At 72.6% G+C, this 17,279-nt stretch carries 10 protein-coding genes; 2 read left to right on the top strand and 8 right to left on the bottom strand.

Annotated elements, in window-relative coordinates; all coding sequences use genetic code 11:
- Nucleotides 1-196 precede the first annotated feature (196 nt).
- From ABT014_RS21415 to ABT014_RS21385, 7 genes are all read right to left on the bottom strand, one after another.
- Nucleotides 197-682 carry a CinA family protein gene (locus ABT014_RS21415; protein ID WP_350640593.1) on the bottom strand — a complete coding sequence of 162 codons (486 nt, stop codon included), beginning with the start codon at nt 680-682 and terminating at the stop codon, nt 197-199.
- On the bottom strand, nt 679-1,317 hold the full coding sequence (pgsA, locus tag ABT014_RS21410; RefSeq protein WP_350640592.1) for a CDP-diacylglycerol--glycerol-3-phosphate 3-phosphatidyltransferase: 639 nt from the start codon (nt 1,315-1,317) through the stop codon (nt 679-681). Before pgsA ends, ABT014_RS21415 begins: the two co-directional genes overlap by 4 nt.
- A complete protein-coding gene (gene rimO / locus ABT014_RS21405; RefSeq protein ID WP_350640591.1) occupies nt 1,314-2,780 on the bottom strand; it encodes a 30S ribosomal protein S12 methylthiotransferase RimO in 1,467 nt (488 codons plus the stop codon). Before rimO ends, pgsA begins: the two co-directional genes overlap by 4 nt.
- Nucleotides 2,781-2,867: 87 nt before the next feature.
- Nucleotides 2,868-3,758, bottom strand: a complete 891-nt coding sequence (locus tag ABT014_RS21400) for a helix-turn-helix domain-containing protein (RefSeq protein ID WP_502895051.1) — start codon at nt 3,756-3,758, stop codon at nt 2,868-2,870.
- Between the two features lie 240 nt (nt 3,759-3,998).
- A complete protein-coding gene (locus ABT014_RS21395) occupies nt 3,999-6,665 on the bottom strand; it encodes a DNA translocase FtsK (protein ID WP_350640590.1) in 2,667 nt (888 codons plus the stop codon).
- A gap of 163 nt (nt 6,666-6,828) precedes the next feature.
- Complete coding sequence (locus tag ABT014_RS21390) at nt 6,829-7,464, bottom strand: response regulator (RefSeq protein WP_350640589.1); 636 nt, start codon at nt 7,462-7,464, stop codon at nt 6,829-6,831.
- A gap of 259 nt (nt 7,465-7,723) precedes the next feature.
- The gene (locus tag ABT014_RS21385) at nt 7,724-12,226 is read right to left on the bottom strand and encodes a HAMP domain-containing protein (RefSeq protein ID WP_350640692.1); all 4,503 of its coding nucleotides are present in this window, start codon (nt 12,224-12,226) and stop codon (nt 7,724-7,726) included.
- 570 nt (nt 12,227-12,796) lie between these two features.
- On the opposite strand from ABT014_RS21385, the gene ABT014_RS21380 reads away from it, so the two are divergent.
- Both ABT014_RS21380 and ABT014_RS21375 read left to right on the top strand, forming a co-directional pair.
- The gene (locus ABT014_RS21380; RefSeq protein WP_350640588.1) at nt 12,797-15,352 is read left to right on the top strand and encodes a SpoIIE family protein phosphatase; all 2,556 of its coding nucleotides are present in this window, start codon (nt 12,797-12,799) and stop codon (nt 15,350-15,352) included.
- A 324-nt stretch (nt 15,353-15,676) separates the two neighbouring features.
- Nucleotides 15,677-16,237 (top strand): acetate uptake transporter, encoded by a 561-nt coding sequence (locus ABT014_RS21375; RefSeq protein WP_350640587.1) that lies wholly within the window; start codon nt 15,677-15,679, stop codon nt 16,235-16,237.
- A gap of 82 nt (nt 16,238-16,319) precedes the next feature.
- Here ABT014_RS21375 and ABT014_RS21370 read toward each other — a convergent pair whose 3' ends face one another.
- The gene (locus ABT014_RS21370; RefSeq protein ID WP_350640586.1) at nt 16,320-17,165 is read right to left on the bottom strand and encodes a phosphatase PAP2 family protein; all 846 of its coding nucleotides are present in this window, start codon (nt 17,163-17,165) and stop codon (nt 16,320-16,322) included.
- Nucleotides 17,166-17,279: the final 114 nt, after the last annotated feature.

Here is a 17,279-nt window from a genome sequence, read left to right as displayed (position 1 = left end):
TCACTCTGGGCTGCAAGGCTGCCCCCTCCCCTGTCTGTTCCCCGCAAGGACCCCGGCCGGACCCCGTCGGTTCCCCTTCCGGGGCGTCCGGCCGAGGTCGCGTCGCGCCTTCCCTGGCTGGTATCTGCCCAACCAGGGCATCCGGTCTAACACGATCCTCCCGACGGGGCGGCCAGTTCAGCGATTTCAGCAAACCTCAGCGGGACGGGCCGCCGGCCGCTAGGTGGGCCAGCAGCAGGTCCAGCGCCGCCGTCACGGAGTCCTGCCGGATTGTGGCACGGTCCCCCGACAACAGCGGCGAGGCCACCAGTGTTCCCGACGGGGTGGCCAGGCCCAGGTGCACGGTGCCGACCGGCTGCCCGTCCTGCGGGTCGGGGCCGGCCACGCCGGTGGTGGCCAGCGCGTAGTCCGCCCCCAGCAGCCGGCGTACGCCGTCGGCCATCTGGCGCGCGACCACCGGGTGCACGGCGCCGCGCACGGCCAGCAGGCCCTCGTCCACGCCGAGCACGGAGGCCTTCAGGTCGGTGGCGTACGCCGTCACCGAGCCCCGGAAGGTCAGCGAGGCGCCGGGCACCTCGACCAGCCGGGCGGCCAGCAGGCCGCCGGTCAGCGACTCGGCCACCGCGAGGGTGGCGCCCCTGGCCCGCAGCGCCGCGTGCACCCGCTCCGCCGGTCCGCTCACCGGCCCGCCCGCTCCCCGGCCCGTCCCGCCCGGCGCAGCTGGAGCGCCTGGTGGACGTAGTCCAGCCCGCTGCCGACCGTGAGCAGGACGGCGACCGCCATCAGCAGGGCCCGGGCGGTGGCGAGCCACCCGGTCAGCGGCAGCACGTACATGCCGACCGCGATGCCCTGGGTGAGGGTCTTCAGCTTGCCGCCCCGGCTGGCCGGGATGACGGCGTAGCGGATCACCCAGAACCGCATCAGGGTGATGCCGAGCTCGCGGACCAGGACGAGGATCGTCACCCACCAGGGCAGGTCGCCCAGCACGGACAGGCCGATCAGCGCCGCGCCCATGATCGCCTTGTCGGCGATCGGGTCGGCGATCTTCCCGAAGTCGGTGATCAGGCCCTTGCGCCGGGCCAGCTCGCCGTCGAACAGGTCGGTGATCATCGCGATCGCGAAGGAGGCCCAGGCGACCGCCCGCCACTTCGGGTTGTGCCCGCCGTCGGCGAACAGCAGCGCGACGAACACCGGCACCAGCGCGAGCCTGACCATGGTCAGCACGTTGGCGATGTTCCAGATGCCGGGCGGCGGGGGCAGCGCGGCGGTCGGCCGGTCCGGACCGGCCGTGGTGGGGGCGCCCGGCCCGTTGGTCATGCGCCGGCTCCCGAGCTCTCGGGCTCGGCCACCAGCGCCTGCGCGACCAGGTCGACGCCCTCGGTGCCGACCACCCGGGCCCGGTAGAACCGGCCGATCACCGCGTCCTCGACGCCCAGCAGGGTGGTCAGGCCGTCCGTCTCGGGCGCCTGGTGGGCGGCCCGGCCCTCCACCACGCCGTCCTCGACCGATTCGACCAGCACCTCGACCTCGTCGCCGATCCGCTGCTCGGCCCGCTGCGCGGTGAGCTCCTCGGCCAGCCGGGAGAGCTTGGCGAGCCGGTCGGCCACCACGTCCTCGGGCAGCTTGCCGTCGAAGCCGGCCGCCTCGGTGCCGTCCTCGTCCGAGTAGCCGAAGACGCCGATGGCGTCGAGGCCGGCCTCGCTGATGAACCGTTCCAGCTCGGCGAAGTCCTCCTCGGTCTCGCCGGGGAAGCCCACGATGAAGTTGGACCGGGCGCCGGCCTGCGGGGCCTTGTCCCGGATGGTGCTCAGCAGGCCGAGGAACTGGTCGGTGGAGCCGAACCGGCGCATCCGGCGCAGCACCGCCGGGGCGGAGTGCTGGAACGACAGGTCGAAGTAGGGCACCACGCCGGGCGTCCCGGTCATCACGTCGATCAGGCCGGGCCGCATCTCGGCGGGCTGCAGGTAGCTGACCCGGACCCGCTCCACGCCCTCGACCGCGGCGATCTCGCTCAGCAGCGTCTCCAGCAGCCGGATGTCGCCGAGGTCCTTGCCGTACGAGGTGTTGTTCTCGCTGACCAGGACCACCTCGCGGACGCCCTGCTCGGCCAGCCAGACCGCCTCGTTCAGCACGTCGGAGGGGCGGCGGGAGATGAACGAGCCGCGGAAGGCCGGGATGGCGCAGAACGAGCAGCGCCGGTCGCAGCCGGAGGCCAGCTTGACCGAGGCCACCGGGCTGTCGTCGAGGCGCTTGCGCAGGGTGCGCGGGCCGGAGGCGGGGGCCACGCCCTGCGGCAGGTCCTCGGGGGCGCCGTGGCCGGGCAGTGCCACCTCGGCGGCCGCCTCCTGGCGCTTCACCGGGGAGAGCGGGAGCAGCTTGCGGCGGTCCCGGGGCAGGTGCGAGGCGTGGTGGCCGCCGGACAGGATGGTCTGCAGCCGGTCGGAGATGTTGCTGTAGTCGTCGAAGCCGAGCACGCCGTCGGCCTCCGGGAGGGCGTCGGCGAGCTCCTTGCCGTACCGCTCGGCCATGCAGCCGACGGCCACCACGGCCTGGGTACGGCCGTGGCCCTTGAGGTCGTTGGCCTCGAGCAGGGCGTCGACGGAGTCCTTCTTGGCGGCTTCGACGAACCCGCAGGTGTTGACCACGGCGACGTCGGCCTCGGCGGCGTCGTCGACCAGCCGCCACCCGTCGGCCTCCAGTCGCCCGGCGAGTTCCTCGGAGTCGACCTCGTTGCGGGCGCATCCGAGCGTGACCAGGGCGACAGTACGGGGTTCAGGCATGACGCCAAGATTAACGCGCGGGCCCCGGTGCCGTTCGCCCCGGAGCCCGTATGCCGTGATCGTCGGGCTCCCGGGCCCTCCCTCGGCTCAGCCCGCCTGCGGGTCGCCGGGGGTGTAGGTGAGATGCACCACCTGCCCGTCCGTCCCGGCCGGACCGAGGTCCTTGCCGTTGACGTACACGTGGACGGCGCCCGCGTTGCCGATCACCAGGGCGATCTTCGACGGGTCGGTAAAGGTCTGGTCCTGGCCGGAGTCGAGGTTGTTGGAGAACAGCGACTTGCCCTTGCCGTCCTTGGCCGTGACCCAGCTCTTGCCCTTCTCGGCGACCAGCTTCACGGTGACCTTGTCGACCGGGGCGGCGGCGATCGCGGCGCTGGGCGCCGGCGCGGGCGGCTGGGCGGAGGCGGTGACCGGGGCGGCGGCGGTGCTCGGCAGCGGCTCGCTGGCGGCGCCGACCCCGGCCTCGGTGGAGTCGTCGGAGAACAGCGTGAAGCCGATCATGCCGACCACCGCGGCGATGGCCAGCATCATCGCGGCGGTCCAGTTCGGCCGCCGGTGGTCGGTGACCTTGATCGGGCCGGTGTCGAGCAGCGGGGTGGCGCGGCGGGGGGCGGGCGCACCGCCGTGGTCGGCGTCGTACCGGGCGACCAGCTGGTCGCCGTCGACACCGACGGCCTTGGCGAGCACGCGGATGTGGCCCCGGGCGTAGACGTCACCGCCGCAGTGGCTGTAGTCGTCCGACTCGATGCCGTGGACGATCGGCACCCGGACCCGGGTGGCGGCGCTGACCTGGTCGACCGTCAGGCCGGCGGCGACCCGGGCGTCGGCGAGCAGCCGACCGATGCTCGGCTGCTCGGCGGCCGGCGGTTCGACCACGGAGTGCTCGGTCGGCGACTGGCCGGCCCCGGTCTGGCCGGGGACGGCACGGGACGCGGAGGAGTCTTGGCTGTCACGACGAGGGGACTTGCCGATGGTCACTGGGCGCGCCTTTCGAGCGTTGGCCACCTGCTGAGAAGACAGTCTAGGGGCGGGGCCGGAACGTTTCTCAAGCGGACGGGCCCGAACGGGCACCCCGGGCCCACCACCCGCTGACGGGCGGTCAGCCCGGCCGGGCCCCCGGGCGTCCGTGACTCGATGGACGCCCCTTCGTCTGCCCCGGTTCCCACCGGTCATACCGGCGGGAACCAGGTTCCTCCGAACGAGTGAGAGGCGGGTCGATCAGCCCCGCAGGGTGATCAGCACGCCGTCCAGTTCCTCCGGGGTGACCAGCACGTCGCGGGCCTTGGAGCCCTCGCTCGGACCCACGATCCCACGCGACTCCATCAGGTCCATCAGCCGCCCCGCCTTGGCGAAGCCGACCCGCAGCTTGCGCTGGAGCATCGAGGTCGAACCGAACTGGGTGGAGACCACCAGCTCGGCCGCCTGGACCAGCAGGTCGAGGTCGTCGCCGATCTCCTCGTCGATCTCCTTGCGGGGGCCGCCGCCGACCGTGACGTCGTCCCGGTAGACCGTCGTCATCTGGTCCTTGCAGTGCTGGACCACCTTGGCGATCTCGGCCTCGGTGACGAAGGCGCCCTGCATCCGGACCGGCTTGCTGGCGCCCATCGGCAGGAACAGCGCGTCGCCCTTGCCGATCAGCTTCTCGGCGCCCGGCTGGTCCAGGATGACCCGGGAGTCGGCCATCGCCGAGGTGGCGAAGGCCAGCCGGGACGGCACGTTGGCCTTGATCAGACCGGTCACCACGTCCACCGAGGGCCGCTGGGTGGCCAGCACCAGGTGGATGCCGGCCGCCCGGGCCAGCTGGGTGATCCGGACCACCGAGTCCTCGACGTCGCGCGGGGCCACCATCATCAGGTCGGCCAGCTCGTCGACGATGACCAGCAGGTACGGATACGGCGTCAGCTCGCGCTCGCTGCCGAGCGGCGGCTGGACCTTGCCCGCCTTCACGGCGGCGTTGAAGTCGTCCACGTGCCGGAAGCCGAACGCCGCCAGGTCGTCGTAGCGCAGGTCCATCTCGCGCACCACCCACTGGAGGGCCTCGGCGGCCTTCTTCGGGTTGGTGATGATCGGCGTGATCAGGTGCGGGATGCCCTCGTACGCCGTCAGCTCGACCCGCTTGGGGTCGACCAGCACCATCCGGACCTCGTCCGGGGTGGCCCGGGCGAGCACCGAGGTGATCAGGCAGTTGATGCAGGAGGACTTGCCCGCGCCGGTGGCGCCGGCGACCAGGATGTGCGGCATCTTGGCGAGGTTGGCCATCACGGTGTGGCCCTCGACGTCCTTGCCCATGCCGACCACCATCGGGTGGTCGTCCTCGGCGGCGGCCCGCGAGCGCAGCAGGTCGCCGAGGTTGACCATCTCGCGGTCCCGGTTGGGGATCTCCACGCCGACCGCGGACTTGCCCGGGATCGGGCTGATGATCCGCACGTCCGGGCTGGCCACCGCGTAGGCGATGTTCTTGGCCAGCGCGGTGATCCGCTCGACCTTCACGGCCGGGCCGAGCTCGACCTCGTAGCGGGTGACCGTCGGGCCGCGGGTGAAGCCGGTGACCCGGGCGTCCACCCGGAACTCCGTGAAGACACCGGTGAGCTGGGCGACCACCTCGTCGTTCAGCTTGGACCTGGCCTTGGCCGGGGCGCCGTGCTCCAGCAGGTCCGGCGGCGGCAGCGCGTAGGTGATGTCGCCGGCCAGCCGCAGCTGTTCCATCCGCGCCGGGGCCGGGGAGTGGCCCTCCGGCGCACCGGCGCTGCGGGCGGGCGGCACGGCCGGGTCCTCCGGCGGTGCGGTGTTGTCCCGGACCTGGTGGATCATGCTGGCCACGGCCGGGGTCCCGGGCACGCCCCAGGTGAGCGCGCCGTCCAGGTCCGCGGCCACACCGGCGGCGATGTCCCTGGTCTGGAACGGGTCGCCCGGCTCGTCCTTCTCGAAGGAGACCGGCTGCTCCTCCTGGTCCGCCTTGCGGCGCCGGCGACGACGGCGCGGCTGCCCGTCGCCGTCCTCGATGGTGAAGGGCAGCGCGTCGGGGTCGGCGTCCTCGGGCGGCTCGGTGGAGAACTCCCGGGCGGCCGCCGAGGCGTCGCCGGCCGGCCCGTCGGCCACCGCAGGCTCCACCACGCCGAGCCGGACGCCGGCCTGGCGCAGCCGCTCGGGGATCCGGTTGACCGGGGTGGCGGTGAGCACCAGCAGGCCGAAGAAGGCGACCAGCAGCAGCAGCGGGACGGCCAGCGGCGGGCCGGCCGCGGCCATCATCGGGGTGGAGGCGGCCCAGCCGAGGATCCCGCCGGCCTGCCGTATCCGGGTCGCCCCGCTGCCCATCCCGGGCGCCCCGCAGCCGATGTGCACCAGGCCGAGCACGCCGATCACCAGGGTGCTCAGCCCGATCAGGATCCGCCCGTTGGCCTCCGGCACCTCGGGGTGCCGCATCAGCCGGACGGCGGACGCGCCGAGCAGGAACGGGACCAGCACGTCGAGCCGGCCGAACAGGCCGGAGACCACGTTGGTGGCGGCCTCGCCCAGCCAGCCCTGCGGGCTGAACCAGGTGCCGGCCGCGGTGACCAGCGCGAGCGCCAGCAGCAGCAGCGCAAGCCCGTCCTTGCGGTGCGCCGGGTGCAGGTTCTTGGCGCCGTCGCCGAAGCCGCGGAAGACCGCGCCGACGGCGTGCGCCAGCCCCAGCCAGAGGGCGCGCACGGCGCGGAAGAGTATCGGGCGCGGCGGGGGCGGCGGGGGCGCCGCCGGCGGCTTGGCGGCGGTCTTGCGCGCCGCAGCCTTCTTGGCGGGCGCAGCGGTCTTGGCGGGCGCCTTGGCGGGCGCCTTCCCGGCCGGTGCCTTCTTGGCCGGCCCGGGCTTGGGGTTGCGTGCCGCGCTGCCGGGCGTACGTGTGGCCATGGGTCAGCAGCCTACCGGCGGGCGGTACGGGTGCCCATGCCCGCACCCCGGGGCCGGGCGGCGTGTCGCCGAACACCTGAACGCCTGACAGCCGTTCACCGGACGCGCCGTCACCGGCGCGCGGCGCGGGGGCGCACCGAGGCGCCCGGGGGTGGTGAACCGCTCAGTTCGCGCCGGGGCGCAGGGCGTCCAGCGCCGCGCGCAGGCCCGCCAGCTTGCGCTCCAGGTGCGCCGAGGTCGCCGCGGCGCCCGGATCGTCGGAGTCGTCCAACTGCTTGGTCAGCGCCTCGGCCTGCTCCTCGACCGCGGCCAGCCGGGCCGACAGCTCGCCCAGCAGCGGACCGCCCAGGCTGGCCGCCTCGCCCGCCTCCAGCTGCAGGCGCAGCAGCGCGGCCTGCTCCTTGAGCTGGCAGTTCTTCATGTAGAGGTCGACGAAGACCGAGACCTTGGCGCGCAGCACCCACGGGTCGAAGGGCTTGGAGATGTAGTCCACCGCACCGGCCGCGTACCCGCGGAAGGTGTGGTGCGGCCCGTGGTTGATCGCGGTCAGGAAGATGATCGGGATGTCCCTGGTCCGCTCCCGGCGCTTGATGTGCGCGGCGGTCTCGAAGCCGTCCATCCCGGGCATCTGCACGTCCAGCAGGATGACCGCGAAGTCGTCCGTGAGAAGCGCCTTCAGCGCCTCCTCGCCGGACGAGGCCCGCACCAGGGTCTGGTCCAGCGCCGAGAGGATCGCCTCCAGCGCCAGCAGGTTCTCCGGCCGGTCGTCGACCAGGAGGATCTTCGCCTTCTGCACCACGACCCGCCCTCCTGCCGGTTGTCTTCCGAGGGACGGCACCCGCGTGCCGCTCACCACTGCCCCGGTCATGCTAGCCGTACCCCCTCGCCCGCCACATCGCTTGGCACGATCCGGCCGGTGGCCGCCCCGGGGAAGCGCCGCGCGAGCGCAGGCCGCACTGAGCGTCGTGTCACCATCCGGTCACTGTTCGCAACGATGGGTGACCTTACAGCGTTCCCGGCCGGAGCCGCCAGTGCGGGCCGGCCGGGAGCACCCGCCACTACGCCACGGCGAGGAACTGGCGCATCACCGCCAGCAGGGTGTCCGCCTCCACCGGCTTGGTCACGTGCGCGTTCGCGCCCGCGGCCAGGCTCTTCTCCTTGTCGCCCTTCATCGCCTTGGCCGTCAGCGCGATGATCGGCAGTCCGGAGAACTGCGGCATCCGCCGGATCGCCTCGGTGGTCGCGTACCCGTCCATCTCCGGCATCATGATGTCCATCAGCACCAGGGCGACGTCCTCGTGCTGCTCGAGCACCTCGATGCCCTCGCGGCCGTTCTCGGCGTACAGCACGGTGAGGCCGTACTGCTCCAGCACGCTGGTGAGCGCGAACACGTTGCGGATGTCGTCGTCGACGATCAGCACCCGCTCGCCGTCGAAGCGCCCGTGGAACTGCGGCACCGGCGCACCGGGACGCTGGGCCGGCTCCAGCTGCTGCTGCGGCAGCGGCGCCTCCAGCTGCTGGGCCGTCCGCCGGCGCTCGGCGGCGCCCCGACGCCGCTCCTCCGCCAGCTCGCGGACCTCGTGCGCCCAGTGGTCCGCCAGGTTCTCCCCCACCGGGACGGGCGTGCCGGCCGGGGTGACCCCGACCGAGGCCCGCATCGGCAGCGCCTGCGGACGGTCCGCGGCCGCGCCCGGCGCCTCGGTGCGCAGCGGCAGGTACAGGGTGAAGGTCGAACCGCGGTGCAGCTCGCTCTCGACGTGGATCTCACCGCCGAGCAGCCGGGCGATCTCCCGGCTGATCGACAGGCCGAGCCCGGTGCCACCGTACTTGCGGCTGGTGCCGCCGTCCGCCTGCTTGAACGCCTCGAAGATCTCCCGGAGCTTGTTGCCGGGGATGCCGATGCCGGTGTCCGAGACCGAGAACGCGATCAGCGCCTCGTCCGGGTCGCCGATCGCCTCGGCCTCCAGCAGCAGCTCGCGCACGTGCTGCGGCACGTCCGCCCCGGCCGGGCGGATCAGCAGCTCGACGGCGCCGGTGTCGGTGAACTTGACCGCGTTGGAGAGCAGGTTGCGCAGCACCTGCTGCAGCCGCTGCTCGTCGGTGTGCAGGGTGACCGGCAGGTCCGGCGAGACCCGGACCGCGAAGTCCAGGTTCTTGTCGGCGGCCAGCGGCCGGAACGCCGCCTCGACGTAGTCCACCAGCTGGACCAGCGCGATCTTGGCCGGGCGGACGTCCATCTTGCCCGCCTCCACCTTCGACAGGTCGAGGATGTCGTTGATCAGCTGGAGCAGGTCGGAGCCGGCGCCGTGGATGGTCTCGGCGAACTCCACCTGCTTGGCGGAGAGGTTGCCCTCGTTGTTGTCGGAGAGCAGCTTGGCCAGGATCAGCAGCGAGTTGAGCGGGGTGCGCAGCTCGTGCGACATGTTGGCGAGGAACTCGCTCTTGTAGCGCGAGGCGAGGGCGAGCTGCTCGGCGCGCTCCTCCAGGATCTGCCGGGCCTCCTCGATCTCGCTGTTCTTGATCTCGATGTCCCGGTTCTGCTGGGCGAGCTGCTCGGCCTTCTCCTGGAGCTCCTCGTTGGTGCGCTCCAGCTCCTCCTGCCGCGCCTCCAACTCGGCCGACCGCATGGAGAGTTCGGCGGTGAGCCGCTGCGACTCCAGGAGCAGGCCCTCGGTCTTGGTGTTGACGCTGATGGTGTTGACCGTCACCCCGATCAGGTCGGCGATCTGGTTGAGGAAGTCGAGCGCGACCGCGGTGAACGAGCTGAAGGTGGCCAGCTCGATCACCCCGAGCAGCCGGTCCTCGAACAGCACCGGCAGCACCACCAGGTGCGAGGGCGAGGCCTCGCCGAGCCCGGAGGCGATCTTCAGGTAGCCCGGCGGGGTCTCCTTGACGATGATCGAGCGCTTCTCCACCGCCGCCTGCCCGATCAGGCCCTCGCCCGGCCGGAAGGTGGTCGGCATCGAACGCCGGTTGTAGCCGTAACTGCCCAGCAGCCGCAGCACGGTGTCGTTCTCGTCGTCGTCCTCGGTGATCAGCTCCGCGGTCCGGCCGGCGGGCTGCGACAGGAAGAACGCGCCGTGCTGGGCCGAGACCACCGGGGTGAGCTCGTTCATGATCAGCGAAGCGACCGCCTCCAGGTCGCGGCGGCCCTGCAGCAGACCGGACATCCGGGCCAGGTTGGTCTTCAGCCAGTCCTGTTCCTTGTTGGTCCGGGTGGTCTCGCGCAGGTTCGCGATCATCTGGTTGATGTTGTCCTTGAGCTCGTCGAGCTCGCCGGAGGCGTCCACGTCGATCCGCAGGCTGAGATCGCCCCTGGTCACGGCGGTGGCGACCTGGGCGATCGCGCGCACCTGCCGGGTCAGGTTGTTGGCCAGCTCGTTCACCGACTCGGTGAGGTCCTGCCAGGTGCCGGCCACCCCGGGCACCCGGGCCTGGCCGCCGAGCCGACCGTCCGTACCCACCTCGCGGGCCACCCGGGTGACCTCGTCCGCGAACGCCCCGAGCTGGTCGACCATGGTGTTGATGCTGGTCTTCAGCTCCAGGATCTCGCCGCGCGCGTCCACGTCGATCTTCTGCGACAGGTCGCCGCGGGCCACCGCGGTGATCACCAGCGCGATGTTGCGGACCTGCCCGGTGAGGTTGTTCGCCATCAGGTTGACGTTGTCGGTCAGGTCCTTCCAGATCCCGGCCACGCCCGGCACGTTCGCCTGACCGCCCAGGATGCCGTCGGTGCCCACCTCGCGGGCCACCCGGGTCACCTCGACGGCGAACGAGGACAGCTGGTCGACCATCGTGTTCAGGGTGCCCGCCAGCGCGGCCACCTCGCCCTGCGCCTCGATCGAGATCTTCTTGGACAGGTCACCGTTGGCCACCGCGGAGGCGACCTCCGCGATGTTGCGCACCTGACTGGTCAGGTTGGACGCCATGAAGTTCACGTTGTCGGTCAGGTCCCGCCAGATGCCGGAGACCCCGCGCACCCGCGCCTGGCCGCCCAGGATCCCCTCGGTGCCCACCTCGCGGGCCACCCGGGTCACCTCGTCCGCGAACGCCGACAGCTGGTCGACCATCGTGTTGACGGTGGTGACCAGCTCGCGGATCTCGCCCTTGGCGTCGACGGTGATCTTCTTGGAGACGTCGCCCCGGGCCACCGCGGTGGTCACCTCGGCGATGTTGCGGACCTGGCTGGTCAGGTTGTTCGCCATCAGGTTGACGCTGTTGGTGAGGTCCTTCCAGGTGCCCGAGACCCCCGGCACACTCGCCTGACCACCGAGGATGCCCTCGGTACCGACGTCCCGCGCCACCCGGGTGACCTCGTCGGCGAACGCGCCGAGCTGGTCCACCATGGTGTTGATGGTGTTCTTCAGCTCCAGGATCTCGCCCTGGGCGTCCACCTGGATCTTCTGCGAGAGGTCGCCCTTGGCCACCGCGGTCGTCACCTGGGCGATGTTGCGCACCTGGTTGGTCAGGTTGTTCGCCATCGAGTTGACGTTCTCGGTCAGGTCCTTCCAGACCCCGGCCACCCCGGGCACCTGCGCCTGACCGCCCAGGATGCCCTCCGTCCCCACCGCCCGGGCCATCCTGGTCACCTGCTCGGCGAAGCCGGAGAGCTGGTCCACCATCGTGTTGATGGTGTTCTTCAGCTCCAGGATCTCGCCCCGGGCGTCGACCTCGATCTTGCGGGAGAGATCGCCCTTGGCCACCGCCGTGGTCACCTCGGCGATGTTGCGCACCTGCGCCGTCAGGTTGTTGGCCATGAAGTTGACCGAATCGGTGAGGTCGCGCCACACCCCGGCGACGCCCGGCACCTGCGCCTGACCGCCGAGCCGGCCCTCGGTGCCCACGTCGCGGGCCACTCTGGTCACCTGCGCGCCGAAGGAGTTGAGCTGGTCCACCATGGTGTTCACGGTGTTCTTCAGCTCCAGCATCTCGCCGGCCACGTCCACCGTGACCTTGCGCGACAGGTCGCCCTTGGCCACCGCCGTGGTCACCTCGGCGATGTTGCGCACCTGGGCGGTCAACCGGCCCGCCATGGTGTTCACCGAGTCGGCCAGGTCCTTCCAGCTGCCCGACACGCTGCGCACCCGGGCCTGGCCGCCCAGCTTGCCCTCGGTGCCCACCTCGATCGCCACCCTGGTCACCTCGTCGGTGAACTCGGACAGCTGGTCCACCAGCCCGTTGACGGTCCGGCCGACCTTCAGGAACTCGCCGCGCAGCGGGTAGCTCGCCCCGGTGGTGTGGACCGAGCGCAGCTCCATCCGCTGGTCCAGGTCGCCCTCGGCGATCGAGGTCAGCACCCGGCCCACCTCGGCCATCGGCCGGGCCAGGTCGTCGATCAGCGCGTTGCAGTTGTCGACCGCCGCCATCCAGGCGCCCTCGCCGACCCCCATCTCCAGCCGCTCCGACAGCCGGCCCTCACGGCCGACCGCCCGCCGCACCCGGGCCAGTTCACCGGTCAGGTGCTGGTTGCGCTCGGCGACCTCGTTGAACACCGCCGCGATCTCCGCCAGGACACCGTCCCCCGGAAACGTCAGCCGCCGCCGGAAGTTGCCGTCCCGCATCGCGGTCAGCGCCGTCAGCAACCTGCGCAGCTCGGCGGGTTCCGCCCCGCGGTTCGGATTGGCCCGGCGCCCGGCAACGCCGCGCGCCGGCGTGGCGGCTCGGCCACCGCGCGCGGCAGCCGGGGTCGTACCGGTAACGTCCTTGGTCGCCGAACTCAACGGGGCCCTCCCATATCGTGACTGCTCGGTACCGCTCGGGAAGCGGGCACCGGACCCGCCTCCGACCACCGCAACGGGCTGCGCGGAGCCACCGGCGCCGCTTCGACCGTACTCCGCCGGGCGGACACCGCGGACTCCCCAGTCTGTCAGCACAGTCGCCGGGTGTCCGGGCGGTTGCACAGGGTCGTTGCGGACCCCACCCAAAACTGGTGGGCAGAATCACCCTCAGGTGCCTGTTTCGGCTCCCCGCCCCCACGGGGTACCTGGCGGAAAGTAGGGTGGAGCGCTGCACCCGCACCCGAACCGCACGCCGATCGCCCGCCGACGACCGCCACCGGGGCCCGCGACGACCACCCGGCGGGCGACGGGCAGCCCAGCCGACAGCCGGACCAGAGCAGAGGAGACGTGGCAGTGGTCACCGCACGCGCAGCCGCCACCTTCGAACCGGTCGGCCGGTCCGCCGCCGCCGCCCGCGGTTTCGTCCGCGAGGCCCTGCTCGGCTGGGGCCTGCCCGAGGTCGTCGACGACGCGGTGGTCCTGGTCAGCGAGCTGGTCACCAACGCCGTGGTGCACGCCGGCACCGCCGCCGAGGTCTGCTGCCTGCGCGAGGACGGCAGCATCCGGATCGAGGTCACCGACCGGCACCCCGAGCGCGGCCTGCCCGCCTTCGCCAACGTCCCCGGCCCCGCCTCCGACCGCTACGCCGACCCCGACGGCGAGGGCGGCCGCGGCCTGCTGATGTGCTCGGCCCTCTCCGAGCGCTGGGGCGTCGAGTACTCCGCCGGCCGCAAGACCGTCTGGTTCCGCCTCGCACTGCCCGAGCAGGTCCGCGGCACCCGGTACGCGCTGCCCAGCGTCCCCGGCGCCGAACTGCCCGACAGCGACGGCCCGGTGCGCGTCGCGGTGGTCGGCATCGACGACACCGGCCTGGTCCGCGCCTGGAACGCGGACGCCGAGGCGCTCTTCCTGCACCCCTCCGACCAGGTCCTCGGCCGCCCCTGGGAGGACTACGCCCGCTGGCCGGCCGGCCACGGCGGCCCCCAGCTCGCCGACACCCTGCGGATGGCCCGCTGGGAGGGCGGCTTCGCGGTCCGTCGCGCCGACGGCACCGCGCTCGACGTCTACGCGCTCCAGGTCCGCCTGCGCGACTCCCACGGCACGCCGTCCGCGCTGTGCCTGCTGGTCCGCGAGGAGGACCGCGCCGTGCTGCGCTCCCCCGCCGGCACCGCTGCCGCCCCGCCCGCCGTCGAGCCGCTCGACCTGCTGGTCGGCTCCATCGCCCCGGACGACTTCGGCGGCCTGCTCCAGCGCATCGTCGACCGCGCCCGCGACCTGCTCGACGCCGACGCCGCCTACCTGCTGCTGACCACCGAGGACGAGACCGAGTTCGAGGTCCGCGCCGCCACCGGCCTGGCCACCGCGGCCAAGCGCTTCGTCCGGATGCCGATCGACTCCGGCACCACCCGCTTCGACTCCGACCGCCTGCCCACCGTCCACGAGGACCTCGCGGTACGGCCCGGCGCCGCCCCGCTGCTGACCGGCACCGGACTGCGCTCACTGATCACCGTCCCGCTCAAGGTGGAGGGCCGGCTGACCGGCTCCCTCGGGGTCGCCGCCGCCGGCCCCGGCCGCTACGACAACGAGGACGCGCTGCGCCTGCAGTTCGCCGCCGACCGGATCGCGCTGGCCCTGGAGAGCGCCCGGCTCGGCGAGCTGGAGCGCCGCCGCCGCGGCGCGCTCTCCTTCCTGGTCGAGGCCTCCGAGCTGCTCGCCGGCACCCTGGAGCACGAGCAGACCCTCGCGCTGATGGCCCAGATGGCCGTCCCCACCCTCGCCACCTGGTGCGCCGTCTACACCACCGGCGGCGAGCAGGGCGCCGGCGCCGACCTCGCCTTCGTGCTGCACGAGGACGAGGACCGGATCGACCCGCTGCGCGCCCTGCTCGACAAGACCCCCGCGCCGGCCGCCGAACCGGCCCCCGGCGCCCGCTTCTGGACCGCCCCCGGCGACACCGCCCGGGCGCTCGGCCTGCTGGACGGCCCTGAGCTGCACGGCATGCTCGGCGAGACCGTGATCCTGCCGCTGGCCGCCCGCAACCGGGTGATCGGCCTGCTGGTCCTGGGCGTCCCGACCGGCGCCCGGTTCCGCCAGGAGATCCTGGAGCTCGGCGAGGACCTCTCCCGCCGGGCCGCCCTGGCGATGGACAACGCCCGCCTCTACTCGGAGCGCACCGCCACCAGCCAGGCCTTCCAACGCGCCCTGCTGCCCCCGGAGTTGCCGAAGATCCCGGGCGTCGAGGTGGAGGTCTTCTACCAGGCCGCCGGCGAGGGCAACGAGGTCGGCGGCGACTTCTACGACATCTTCCCGATCCGCGAGGGCACGTACGGCTTCGCCATCGGTGACGTCTGCGGCACCGGCCCCGAGGCCGCCTCGGTCACGGGCCTGGCCCGCAACTCGCTGCGGCTGCTGGCCCGCGAGGGCCTGAGCGCCCCGCAGGTGCTCAGCCGCCTCAACGCCGCGATCCTCGACGAGGGCCCGCGCTCGCGCTTCCTCACCCTGCTCTACGGCGAGCTCACCCCGCGGGAGGACGGCAGCACCCTGCTGTCGCTGGTCTGCGCCGGCCACCCGCTGCCGCTGCGACTGCGCACCGACGGCCAGGTGGACGCCGCCGCCAACCCGCAGCCGCTGCTCGGCGTCATGGACGAACTCGACCTGTCCGCCGAGGAGTTGATCCTGGAGCCGGGCGAGGTGCTGCTCTGCGTGACGGACGGCGTCACCGAGCGCCGGGAGGGCAGTCGGATGCTCGGCGACGACGGCCTGGCCGAGGTGCTGACCGGCTGTACCGGCCTCACCGCCGGCGCGGTCGCGGCCCGGGTGCAGCGTGCGGTCGAGCGCTTCGCCCCCGAGCCGCCGTCCGACGACATGGCCATCCTCACCCTGCGGGTCCCGGCCCAGCGTCACCCCTGACGGGACGGCCGGTCACGGCCCGGACCGGTCGGACTCGTTCAGTAAGCTTCCAATCATCGCCGCTCAACAGCTGACGACTGTACAAATTGTGAGATTCACAAGGGTACAAGCCGTCCGGGCCGGGTACACCGGAGTCACCGGGGGATTCTCCCCGGAGGGGCCATCGACCAGCACCTGACCTGCTGGTTCTTCACTCAGCCGCAGCCGCCCGCACGCCTCTTCCGTGCGCTCGCGGCCCGGTATCGCGCACCCACCTCCAGCACCACCCCCACCTTCACCGGACATCTGCCGATCATCGGCGCCCAGAAGTGAAAGGAGCCTCCGGTGAGCAATGAAGCCTCCGGGGCGATCGCCCGGACCGCGGGAGACGACGCGGGCCCTCTCGGTTACCTGGTCCTCGGTCTGACCCTGCTCGCAACCGGTCTGCTGTCCACCGGCATCCTCAGTGATGCCGGCCTCAAGGACGCAGCCTCCGTCGCCCACCTGGTGGGCGGGCTGACCCTCTTCGTCGCCGGCCTCTGGCAGTTCCGCAGCGGCGACCGCTTCGGCGGCACCGCGTTCACCGCCCTCGGCGCCTTCTGGGCGGCCTGGTCGGAGGGCGCCGGAGCGAGCAAGAACGCCGCCGGGCTGTTCCTGCTGCTGTGGGCGCTGCTGGCGCTCACCCTGGCCCTGGCCGCCTGGCAGGGCGGGATGTTCAGCCGGCTCGTCTACGGGCTGCTGACCCTCTCCCTGGTGCTCAACGCCGTCGCCACCTTCGGCGGCAGCGACTGGCTCGGCAAGGTCGCGGGCTGGGTCGCCGCCGCCTCCGGCCTGGCCGCCTGGTACTGGGCCACCGCGACGCTGGCCAACAGCGGCTGGGGCAAGGCGCTGCTTCCGCTGAAGTAGCAGCCCCGACGCGGCGATGGGCCGGACCCTCCTTCGGGAGCGTCCGGCCCACCGCCGTGCGTACGGGGCCCTGCAGCGGCGATCAGCGACCCGAACCGGTCCACTGCGGGACCTGGCCGGCCGGCTCCTCCCCGCTCGCCGCGGCCGCGCCCTGCCGCCACCCCGAGCAGGCGTGCTGGACCAGGTAGACCACCAGCAGGAGACCGACCGCCACCAGACCGTCCGCCCAGAAGTGGTTGGCCGTGACCACGACCACCACCACGGTCAGCAGCGGGTGCAGCACCACCAGCCAGCGCCAGGGCCCGCGCGCCACCGCCACCACGGCCACCGCCACGATCACGCACCAGGCGACGTGCACCGACGGCATCGCCGACAGCTGGGCCGGCACCACACCGGCGACCGCGCCTCCGTAGACCGACTGCCCGTACTGGGCCGCCACGTCGACGAAGCCGGCGCCCGGCAGCATCCGCGGCGGGGCGACCGGGATAAACTGCACCACCAGGCAGGCCGCCGTCGACAGCACCACCGTGGTCCGCACCCAGCGGTACTGCTCCCGGTGCCGGAGGAACAGCCACAGCAACAGGACCAGCATCACGCCGAAGTGCATGGTGGCGTAGTAGTAGTTCGCGGCCTGCATCAGCCAGGGGTGCGGTATCGCCGCCCGCTGCCAGGCCACCTCGTCGGGCAGGCCGAAGGAGAGCTCGGTCCGATGGATCCAGGCCGCCCGGTCCAGCGCGTGGTCGGTGCTGAGCAGGGAGAGGTGCCCGACCAGCTGCCAGAGCGTGAACAGCGCCAGGAGCGTGCCCGACTCCCGCAGCACCGCCACCGCCGTCGACCCGCGCCGGGCCCGCCCGGCCACGTACGAGGAGCCGAGCAGCACCCCGGACACCGCCGCCGAGGTCTGCCAGGTGAGGGTCAGGTTCTGCATTGGCGAAGGTTAACGCAAGAAGCCCCTCCGGGTGACCCGGAGGGGCTTCTCTGAAAGATTGTTCGGCGGCGTCCTACTCTCCCACAGGGTCCCCCCTGCAGTACCATCGGCGCT

Source organism: Kitasatospora sp. NPDC094015, from assembly GCF_040304075.1.
Lineage (GTDB): Bacteria > Actinomycetota > Actinomycetes > Streptomycetales > Streptomycetaceae > Kitasatospora.
This window is presented reverse-complemented; position numbering and strand designations above follow the sequence as displayed.

What these genes read in the sequence shown, in the direction of transcription:
- pgsA (WP_350640592.1), bottom strand. Translation starts at nt 1,317, where the DNA reads ATGACCAACGGGCCGGGCGCCCCCACCACGGCCGGTCCGGACCGGCCG.
- rimO (WP_350640591.1), bottom strand. Translation starts at nt 2,780, where the DNA reads ATGCCTGAACCCCGTACTGTCGCCCTGGTCACGCTCGGATGCGCCCGC.
- ABT014_RS21395 (WP_350640590.1), bottom strand. Translation starts at nt 6,665, where the DNA reads ATGGCCACACGTACGCCCGGCAGCGCGGCACGCAACCCCAAGCCCGGG.
- ABT014_RS21385 (WP_350640692.1), bottom strand. Translation starts at nt 12,226, where the DNA reads ATGCGGGACGGCAACTTCCGGCGGCGGCTGACGTTTCCGGGGGACGGT.
- ABT014_RS21370 (WP_350640586.1), bottom strand. Translation starts at nt 17,165, where the DNA reads ATGCAGAACCTGACCCTCACCTGGCAGACCTCGGCGGCGGTGTCCGGG.